This is a genomic window from Kitasatospora sp. NPDC059599 (genome assembly GCF_042735125.1).
In the GTDB taxonomy this organism is placed as follows: Bacteria; Actinomycetota; Actinomycetes; order Streptomycetales; family Streptomycetaceae; genus Kitasatospora.
Map to the genome: position 1 here is coordinate 1 of NZ_JBHWCL010000240.1, position 9,115 is coordinate 9,115.

Annotated in this window: 9 protein-coding genes; 5 read left to right on the forward strand and 4 right to left on the reverse strand. The window is 71.8% G+C overall.

The genetic code is table 11. From position 1 onward, the window contains the following. Positions 1-53: 53 nt before the first annotated feature. Together ACFV04_RS42250 and ACFV04_RS42255 are read right to left on the reverse strand one after the other, a co-directional pair. Positions 54-734 carry a hypothetical protein gene (locus ACFV04_RS42250; protein WP_360262125.1) on the reverse strand — a complete coding sequence of 227 codons (681 nt, stop codon included), beginning with the start codon at positions 732-734 and terminating at the stop codon, positions 54-56. Positions 735-837: 103 nt separating this feature from the next. Continuing rightward, a complete protein-coding gene (locus ACFV04_RS42255; protein WP_360262126.1) occupies positions 838-1,044 on the reverse strand; it encodes a hypothetical protein in 207 nt (68 codons plus the stop codon). 277 nt (positions 1,045-1,321) lie between these two features. On the opposite strand from ACFV04_RS42255, the gene ACFV04_RS42260 reads away from it, so the two are divergent. Then, positions 1,322-2,299 carry a carbohydrate kinase family protein gene (locus ACFV04_RS42260; protein ID WP_380342839.1) on the forward strand — a complete coding sequence of 326 codons (978 nt, stop codon included), beginning with the start codon at positions 1,322-1,324 and terminating at the stop codon, positions 2,297-2,299. Here ACFV04_RS42260 and ACFV04_RS42265 read toward each other — a convergent pair. Next, the gene (locus ACFV04_RS42265) at positions 2,292-3,695 is read right to left on the reverse strand and encodes a cysteine desulfurase/sulfurtransferase TusA family protein (protein ID WP_380536419.1); all 1,404 of its coding nucleotides are present in this window, start codon (positions 3,693-3,695) and stop codon (positions 2,292-2,294) included. The genes ACFV04_RS42260 and ACFV04_RS42265 overlap by 8 nt on opposite strands. Positions 3,696-4,065: 370 nt before the next feature. Here ACFV04_RS42265 and coxB point away from each other — a divergent pair, with 370 nt between their 5' ends. The 4 genes from coxB to ACFV04_RS42285 all read left to right on the forward strand — a co-directional run bounded on the left by coxB (position 4,066) and on the right by ACFV04_RS42285 (position 8,537). After that, a complete protein-coding gene (gene coxB, locus ACFV04_RS42270) occupies positions 4,066-4,920 on the forward strand; it encodes a cytochrome c oxidase subunit II (RefSeq protein ID WP_380342842.1) in 855 nt (284 codons plus the stop codon). Further along, positions 4,917-6,692: a cytochrome c oxidase subunit I gene (gene ctaD / locus ACFV04_RS42275; protein ID WP_380342845.1), complete on the forward strand. Its 1,776-nt coding sequence runs from the start codon at positions 4,917-4,919 to the stop codon at positions 6,690-6,692. The genes coxB and ctaD overlap by 4 nt, the downstream gene beginning before the upstream one ends. Continuing rightward, positions 6,692-7,111 carry a cytochrome c oxidase subunit 4 gene (locus ACFV04_RS42280; RefSeq protein ID WP_360262130.1) on the forward strand — a complete coding sequence of 140 codons (420 nt, stop codon included), beginning with the start codon at positions 6,692-6,694 and terminating at the stop codon, positions 7,109-7,111. Before ctaD ends, ACFV04_RS42280 begins: the two co-directional genes overlap by 1 nt. A gap of 169 nt (positions 7,112-7,280) precedes the next feature. Beyond that, on the forward strand, positions 7,281-8,537 hold the full coding sequence (locus tag ACFV04_RS42285) for an Ig-like domain-containing protein (RefSeq protein WP_380337855.1): 1,257 nt from the start codon (positions 7,281-7,283) through the stop codon (positions 8,535-8,537). 32 nt (positions 8,538-8,569) lie between these two features. Here the strand turns inward: ACFV04_RS42285 and ACFV04_RS42290 are convergent, their stop codons facing one another. Further along, entirely contained in the window at positions 8,570-8,953 is a 384-nt protein-coding gene (locus tag ACFV04_RS42290; RefSeq protein WP_380536421.1) for a GntR family transcriptional regulator, read from the reverse strand. Positions 8,954-9,115 lie beyond the last annotated feature (162 nt).

Consider the following 9,115-nt stretch of genomic DNA (forward strand, 5'->3'; position numbering starts at 1 on the left):
CGCCCCGGGGCGCAACCCGGGGGCCGCCTTCTCGTTGTCCCGCGCCACGGCCGCTACTGGCCGGCGACGTCCGGGGTCACCGGGTCCGGCCCGGCGTGCGGGTCGGCGTCCAGCGGCACCTCCTGGCCGCTGGTCCGGTCGACCACCGTCCGCCCGGCCAACGGCGAGCGCAGGTCGGCCGACACCGACTGCCGCTTGGCCAGCGCGTTGCAGACCTGTCCGGGCTGCAGGGCGGGCTTGCCCGGCACGACCACGACGTCGACCCGGCCCGGCTGCGACTCGTCCGCCTTCAGCGCGTACGTCGTGCAGACCCCGCCGAAGAAGTAGACGGTCAGCTTGGTGGTGCCGTCCACCCGGTACGCCACCGGCGGGTGCGCGGGCGAGCCCGAGCCGTTCGGGTTCGGCTCCCCCGGCGCGATCCCGTTGACCGGGGGAGTGCCCGGCGCCGGCTGCCCCGGAGCGGGCGAGGCCGGAGTGGGGACGAAGTCGGTCGGTGGCGCCGTGGGCGGCCGGCCGGCGTCCGAGGGGCTCCCCGTCGGAGCCGCCGCGGAGGGGCTGCCGGAGGGCGCCGGGGCCTGCGGGGAGGCGGAACCGGTGGCCGCGCCGCTCGTCGCCGAGTCCGAGGCGGGCTTGCCGTCCCCGTTGCACCCGGCCACCGTCATCACCGCCGCCAGCGCCAGGGCCGCCAGGGCCACCGCCCGCCGACCGCGCCGGGGCATCGTCTCCAGATCCATCTGCACATCCTCCCGAGAGCTCAGCGGCGCCGCCTCCTCGGCCGCTCCGCGCGGATGTGACGTGCCCCGGACGGATCCGGTTCCGTGTCGGTCCGGGACCGGCTCAGAGGCCGTACTCGGCCATCCCCGCGACCACCCGCTGCGCCCCGGACGGGACGCGGAAGCCGGCGGACGCGGGGGCGGTGGGCTCCGGGCCGGTCGCCAGCAGCGGCCAGAACCGGCGCAGCCGCCGGGAGGAGTCCAGCAGGGCGTCGAGGGTCTCGCCGTCCTCGGCCCGCAGGCCGGGCAACGGGGACTGGTCGGTCTTCATCGGGCATCGCTCCGATCCAGAGCCGCGGCGGCTCCGCCGCGGTCGACGTCGGGGCCCGCCCGCGGCGGGCCTCCTGAGGCCGACCCTAGGCCGGGCCTCGTCCCGCCCACCAGTGCTACCCGGAGGTAGTACACGTTCGACGGCAACGGGTGCCACCATGGCCGAGGGGGGCGGCAACTTGCGGCACTGTTGCCGGGGCACGTCCCGGGGCCGGTACCGTGAGTGGGTTCATCCGCGCCTGCCCGCTGGCCCCGCAGCCATCCTGAGGAGACCTTCCGTGCGTATCGCCGTCGCCGGCTCGATCGCCACCGACCACCTGATGACGTTCCCCGGCCGGTTCGCCGACCAGCTCGTCGCCGAGCAGTTGCACACCGTGTCGCTGTCCTTCCTGGTCGACACCCTGGACATCCGCCGCGGCGGGGTCGCCCCGAACATCGCCTTCGGCATGGGTGTGCTCGGGCTCCGCCCGGTCCTCGTCGGTGCCGCCGGCGCGGACTTCGCCGAGTACCGCAGCTGGCTGGAGCGCAACAACGTGGACTGCGACTCCGTCCACATCTCCGAGACCCGGCACACGGCCCGCTTCATGTGCACCACGGACCAGGACCACAACCAGATCGCCTCGTTCTACACGGGTGCCATGGCCGAGGCCCGCAACATCGAGCTGAAGCCGATCGCCGACCGCGTCGGCGGCCTGGACCTCGTCCTGATCGGTGCCGACGACCCGCAGGGCATGGTCCGCCACACCCAGGAGTGCCGCACCCGCGGCTACGCCTTCGCCGCCGACCCCTCCCAGCAGCTGGCCCGCCTGGAGGGCGAGGACATCCGCGAGATCGTCGACGGCGCCGCGTACCTCTTCACCAACGAGTACGAGGCCGCGCTCATCGAGAGCAAGACCGGCTGGGACTCCGACGAGCTGCTCACCCGCGTCGGCACCCGGGTCACCACCCTGGGCAGCAAGGGCGTCCGGATCGAGCGCAAGGGCGAGGCCCCGATCCTGGTCGGCTGCGCCCGCGAGGAGGCCAAGCTCGACCCGACCGGCGTCGGCGACGCCTTCCGGGCCGGTTTCCTCGCAGGCCTGTCCTGGGACCTCGAACTGGAGCGCTCCGCCCAGCTCGGCTGCATGCTGGCCACCCTGGTCATCGAGACCGTCGGCACCCAGGAGTACGAGCTGCGCCCGGCCGCCTTCCTGAAGCGCTTCGAGGACAGCTACGGCGCCGAGGCGGCCGCCGAGATCCGCGCGCACCTGGTCAAGTAGTCCGCCGCACGACGAGGTAGGCCGAGCCCCGGTCGCCGCCGTAGTCGGCGGCCGGGGCCTCGCCCGCGTACTCCTGTCCGCGCATCCCGCACCAGGCCGGGATGTCCAGCCGGGCCGCCTCGTCGTCGGCCAGCACGACGACCGTGCCGCCCGGCGGCACCTCGCCGATCCGCTTCGCCAGCTCGATCACCGGCAGCGGGCACCGCTTGCCCAGCGCGTCGATCACCAGCAGCGACTCCGGGGCCGCGGCGGCCGCCCCCGGCGCCGGCAGGTCCAGCCCGAGCGGCGCCCGGACCCCGGCCACCAGCTCCGGCAGCACCGCGAGGAAGCGCTCCACGTCCGCCTCGGCCGTCCCGTACGGCAGCGAGACCCGGACGTTGCCCTCGGTGAGCACCCCCATCGCCGCCAGCACGTGACTGGGCGTCAGCGTGGACGAGGTGCAGGAGGAACCGGAGGAGACCGCGAAGCCCGCCCGGTCCAGCTCGGTCAGCAGCACCTCGCCGTCCACGTACAGGCAGGAGAAGGTGACGATGTGGGGCAGTCGCCGCACCGGGTCGCCGACCACCTCGACCTCGGGCACCAGCTGCGGCACCCGGGCCCGGATCCGCTCGACCAGCGCGTGCAGCCGGGCGTTCTCCCGCTCGGCCCCGGCCCGCACCGCGCGCAGCGAGGCCGCCGCGGCGACGATCGCCGGGACGTTGACGTAGCCGGGCACCCGGCCGCCCTCGCGCTCGTCGGCCGGCAGCGGCGAGGCGTACCGGACGCCCTTGCGCACCGCCAGCACCCCGACCCCGGGCGGTCCGCCCCACTTGTGCGCGCTCGCGGTCAGCAGCGACCAGCCCGTCGGGACGTCCACCCGCCCGGCGCTCTGCGCCGCGTCCACCAGCAGCGGGACACCGGCCCCGGCGCACAGCGCGGCGACCTCGCCGACCGGCTGGACCGTCCCCACCTCGTGGTTGGCGCTCTGCAGCGCGGCCACCGCGGTGTCCGGGCGCAGCAGCGCGCCGAAGGCCGCCGGGTCGACCCGTCCGCCCCGGTCCACCGGCACCACCGAGACCCCGCCCCCCGCGTCGCCGTGGCGCTCGGCGACGTGCAGCACGCTTGAGTGCTCCACCGCGGAGTGCACCAGGTGGCCGCCGCGCCGGCGGTTCCCGGCCAGGGCGCCGAGCAGGCCGAGCTGGACGGCCTGCGTCCCGCTGGCGGTGAAGGCGATCTCGTCGGCCCGCGCGCCCAGGACCTCGGCGACCGTCTCGCGGGCGGCGTCCAGCAGCAGCCGGGCCTGCCGGCCGGAGCGGTACAGTCGGGCCGGGTCGGCCCAGCCCTCGTCCAGGGCGGCGGTCAGCGCCTGCCGGGCGACGGGGTGCAGGGGGGCCGTCGAGGCCGCGTCGAAGTACACGGTCACATTTAACGGCACACCCGGGGCGCCGTCCGGTCCGCCCGCGCAGCTCACCCGGCGTCAGTCGATCACCCCGAATGTCCGCTTCGTCCGTGTCCGACGGGTCGTCACGGGCGTTGTCCGAGGTCATCCCCCGATCGGGCGTACGGACCTCGAATGCCTACGATGACCTGCGGCGCAGCCCTTGCCGGGCCTGATCGGGCGACCGGGCGGCGCGTTACCGGGGGCTGCCCGTCAGGAGCGCATAAGGCTGGAGTAGGGTTTGGCCCGCATAAGCATTCAAACCGTGCCCGTGGACGGGTCGCCGGGGAGGCTCACACTCCTCTCCCGGGGCGACGCGAAGGCGGGCGAGACTTCGGGAAGGCGCTACGTGAGTCCCAACGGCTCCGACCGCTCGCCGCGGCGCACGATGCGGCGGAAGCTGCCTCAGGCGCTGGCACTGGGCCTCGTCATCGCGACCGCCACCGGCTGCTCGGCCAACGACCTCCCCAGGCTTGGCCTCCCGAGCCCCGTCACTTCGGAAGGGCCCCTGGTCCTCCACATGTGGCAGGGGTCCTGGATTGCGGCGCTGGTGGTCGGTGCTCTGATGTGGGGTCTGATCATCTGGAGCGTGATCTTCCACCGGCGCAAGCGCACCGGTGTGGAGATCCCCCCGCAGACCCGGTACAACGTGCCCATCGAGGCGCTCTACACCGCGGTCCCCATCATCATCGTGTCGGTGCTCTTCTACTTCGTCGCCCGCGACGAAGCGACGCTGACCTCCACGTCCGCGAAGCCGCAGCACTACGTCAACGTGGTCGGCTTCCAGTGGAGCTGGGCGTTCAACTACGAGAACACCGAGAACCCCGACCCGGCCAACAAGGACGCCGCGTACGACGTCGGCACCCCCAAGGACGAGCCGACGCTCTGGCTGCCGGTCAACGAGTCGGTGCAGTTCCGGCTCACCTCTCGTGACGTGATCCACGACTTCTGGCCCATCAACTTCTTGATGAAGATGGACGTCGTGCCGGGCGTGGTGAACAAGTTCGAGGTCACGCCGACCGTCAAGGGCGAGTACAGGGGCAAGTGCGCCGAGCTCTGCGGCGTCGACCACTCGCGCATGCTGTTCAACGTCAAGGTCGTCGACCGCGCCGACTACGACAAGCACCTGGCCGAGCTTCGCGCCAAGGGCCAGAACGGTGCGGTTCCCTCTGGCCTCATCTCCATGGGAAGTGAAGAGAAGTGACCATCCTCAACGAGCCCGCCGCGGCCGGCGGGGGCGCCGAGGCCGTCACGGTCGGGGCGCAGCGGACCCGGAAGCCGGGTTCGACCATCATCAAGTGGTTGACCACCACTGACCACAAGACGATCGGCACCCTGTACCTGGGCACGTCGTTCGCCTTCTTCCTGATCGGTGGCATCCTCGCCCTGGTCATGCGCGCCGAGCTGGCTCGTCCCGGGACCCAGATCCTGTCGAACGAGCAGTTCAACCAGGCGTTCACCATGCACGGCACGATCATGCTGCTGATGTTCGCGACGCCGCTGTTCGCGGGCTTCTCGAACTGGATCATGCCGCTGCAGATCGGCGCCCCGGACGTGGCGTTCCCGCGTCTGAACATGTTCGCGTACTGGCTGTACCTCTTCGGTTCGACCATCGCGGTGGCGGGCTTCGTGACCCCGAACGGCGCCGCCGACTTCGGTTGGTTCGCCTACTCCCCGCTGTCGGACGCGGTGCACTCGCCCGGCGTCGGCGGCGACATGTGGATCATGGGTCTGGCCTTCTCCGGCTTCGGCACGATCCTCGGTGCGGTCAACTTCATCACCACGATCATCTGCATGCGCGCCCCGGGCATGACGATGTTCCGGATGTCGATCTTCGTCTGGAACGTCCTGCTGACCTCGGTCCTGGTCCTGCTGGCCTTCCCGGTCCTGGCCGCCGCGCTGTTCGCCCTGGAGGCGGACCGCAAGTTCGGTGCCCACGTCTTCGACCCGGCCAACGGCGGGGCGATGCTGTGGCAGCACCTGTTCTGGTTCTTCGGCCACCCCGAGGTGTACATCATCGCGCTGCCGTTCTTCGGCATCGTGTCGGAGATCATCCCGGTCTTCAGCCGCAAGCCGATGTTCGGCTACTCCGGCCTGATCGCGGCCACCATCGCGATCGCCGGTCTGTCCGTGACGGTGTGGGCCCACCACATGTACGTCACCGGCCAGGTGCTGCTGCCGTTCTTCTCCTTCATGACCTTCCTGATCGCGGTCCCGACCGGTGTGAAGTTCTTCAACTGGGTCGGCACCATGTGGAAGGGCTCGCTGAGCTTCGAGACCCCGATGCTCTGGACGGTCGGCTTCCTGGTCACCTTCCTCTTCGGTGGTCTGACCGGTGTCCTGCTGGCCTCCCCGCCGATCGACTTCCACGTCTCGGACTCGTACTTCGTCGTCGCTCACTTCCACTACGTGGTCTTCGGCACCGTCGTCTTCGCGATGTTCGCCGGCTTCCACTTCTGGTGGCCGAAGATGACCGGCAAGATGCTGGACGAGCGCCTCGGCAAGATCACCTTCTGGACGCTGTTCTTCGGCTTCCACGCGACCTTCCTGGTGCAGCACTGGCTCGGCGCGGAGGGCATGCCCCGCCGCTACGCCGACTACCTGGCCTCGGACGGGTTCACCACCCTGAACACCGTGTCGACCATCGGCTCCTTCGTGCTCGGCCTGTCGATCCTGCCGTTCCTCTACAACGTCTGGAAGACCGCCAAGTACGGCGAGAAGGTCACCGTTGACGACCCGTGGGGCTTCGGCCGCTCCCTGGAGTGGGCGACCTCCTGCCCGCCGCCGCGGCACAACTTCCTCACGCTGCCCCGGATCCGCTCCGAATCCCCGGCCTTCGACCTCCACCACCCGGAGATCGCCGCGCTGGACTACCTGGAGAACCACGGTGAGCCGGCCAAGCACCTCGCCGGTGTGACCCCGGCGAAGTACGACGCCCCGAAGCTGGGCAAGGGCAAGCAGGAGGGTGACGCCTGATGAAGGAACAGGGAAAGATCTTCCTGGGCCTGTCGGTCTTCGTACTGGCCATGGCCATCACGTACGGCCTGTGGACCAACAACGCGGAGGGCCCGGGCCTGGAGGCCGCCGGCACCACCGCGCTGTTCCTGGCCTTCGCGCTCTGCGCGTTCATCGGCTACTACCTCGCCTTCACCGCCCGCCGGGTGGACAGCGGCGCGGGTGACAACCCCGAGGCCGAGGTCGCGGACGACGCCGGCGAGCTGGGCTTCTTCGCCCCGCACAGCTGGCAGCCGCTCTCGCTGGCGCTCGGTGGCGCGCTCGCCTTCATGGGCGTGATCTTCGGCTGGTGGCTGATGTTCTGGGCCGCCCCGATCATCCTGATCGGCATCTTCGGATGGGTCTTCGAGTTCTACCGGGGCGAGAACCAGAACCAGTAGGTTCCGCTTCCGACACCAGGGCCGGTCCTCCCGCACGGGAGGACCGGCCCTGGTGCGTCCGCGGGGTGGCGGCCTCACTCTGGCGGGTGAACGCGAGGTCCCTCGGATGTCGCTCAGACCGAAAGCGTTCCTACGATCTGATCAATCGTGCGAACCCTCGGAGGCGGTCATGGCCGACAGGCGCGGAACCGCAGGTATCGGCAGCATCTCGCTGGCCCTCGCAGTGCTGGCCCCGCTGGCCGCCTGCTCGTCCGGCGGCGACGAGTCCGCCGGCCCGCACCGGATCGACGCGGCCCCACTGGTCCACCTCTCGGCGGACGGCAAGGTGGACCCCGCCCAGCCGGTCACCGTCACGGCCGTGCAGGGCAGCCGGCTCACCGACGTGACCGTGGTGGGCCCGGACGGCCGGGTGGTCGCGGGCAAGCTCGCCGACGACCAGCGCAGCTGGCAGACCACCGGACGGCTGAAGGCCGCCACGGCGTACTCCGTCCGCATCTCCGCGGACGACGGCAAGGGCGGCCGGGGCGACACCACCGCCGACTTCAGCACCCTCGCCGCGCAGCGCCTGCTCACCGCCAAGCTCGGCCCGGACTCCTCCGGCACCGGCGTCTACGGGGTCGGCCAGCCGCTCACCGTGCAGCTCTCCGAGGCGGTGAAGGACCCGCAGGCCCGCCAGGAGGTCGAGCAGTCCCTGACCGTCACCTCCCAGCCCGCCGTCACCGGCGCCTGGTACTGGGTGGACGACAAGAACCTGCACTTCCGCCCGGAGGAGTACTGGCCGGCCGGGACGACCGTCGCGCTGTCCTTCGACGGCACCGGCAGCCGGATCGCGGACGGCCTCTACGGCGGCGACCGCAGCTCGCTGCGGCTGCGGATCGGCGAGCGGGTCGAGTCGGTGGTCGACGCGGCCGCCCACGAGCTCACCCTGAAGCGTGACGGCGAGGTCGTGCGGACCATCCCGGTCACCACCGGCAAGCCCGGCTTCGACACCCGCAACGGCGTCAAGGTGGTGCTCGGCCAGGAGCGGTCGGTCCGGATGAGCGGCGAGACCATCGGCATAGCCGCCGGCAGCGCGGAGTCGTACGACCTCGACGTGCAGTGGGCCACCCGGGTGACCTGGAGCGGCGAGTACGTCCACGCGGCGCCCTGGTCGGTCGGCTCGCAGGGCGTGGCGAACGTCAGCCACGGCTGTACCGGCATGAGCACCGACAACGCCAAGTGGTTCTACCAGAACACCCGGGTGGGGGACCTGGTGACGGTGGTCAACAGCAACGGCGCCGCGATGGAGGCGTTCGGCAACGGCTTCGGGGACTGGAACGTCCCCTGGACGGACTGGGTCAAGCACAGCGCCGTCGGACAGCCCCTCAGCACCAGCCTCCCGGCCGCCCAGGCCCCGGCCGCGGGGATGATCCGCCCGGAGGTCTGACCCCCCGTCCGGACCCCCTCGACGGCCCGCTGCTAGACCTCGGGGTGCGTCCCGGGGTAGGCCAGCCCCAGGGCGGTGACCGCCGCGGCGAGGGCGTCCGGGTGCGACAGCCCGAGGCGGTGCGCGCGCTCGGCGTACTCGGTGGCGGCCGCGGCGGCCAGCCGGTGCGCGGTGTCCCCGGCGGCGGCGATCAGCGTGCCGCGCCGACCGTGGGTCTCCACCACGCCGTCCGCCTCCAGCTCCTTGTACGCCCGGGCGACGGTGCCGGCGGCCAGCCCCAGGTCCTCGGCCAGGGCCCGGACGGTGGGCAGCCGCAGCCCGGTGGGCAGGTCTCCGGTGCGGGCCCCCTCGGCGATCTGGGCACGGATCTGCTCGTACGGGGGAGTGGCGGAGTGGGGGTCGACGGAGAGCTGCACGGGAGGCTCCTGGGACGGGGACGGGCACGGGTGCGGGAAGCCCGAGGGGCGCGCGGCCGGTGTTCCAAAAACTCGCCGGGGCCCCCAGGGGGGGGGGGGGGGGTGGCTAGGTTGGAGTGGGGGCGGGGGGGTTGGTGATTGTTAGTGGGGATTAAAAAGAAA

What these genes read in the sequence shown, in the direction of transcription:
- ACFV04_RS42250 (WP_360262125.1), bottom strand. Translation starts at nt 734, where the DNA reads ATGGATCTGGAGACGATGCCCCGGCGCGGTCGGCGGGCGGTGGCCCTG.
- ACFV04_RS42255 (WP_360262126.1), bottom strand. Translation starts at nt 1,044, where the DNA reads ATGAAGACCGACCAGTCCCCGTTGCCCGGCCTGCGGGCCGAGGACGGC.
- ACFV04_RS42280 (WP_360262130.1), top strand. Translation starts at nt 6,692, where the DNA reads ATGAAGGAACAGGGAAAGATCTTCCTGGGCCTGTCGGTCTTCGTACTG.
- ACFV04_RS42285 (WP_380337855.1), top strand. Translation starts at nt 7,281, where the DNA reads ATGGCCGACAGGCGCGGAACCGCAGGTATCGGCAGCATCTCGCTGGCC.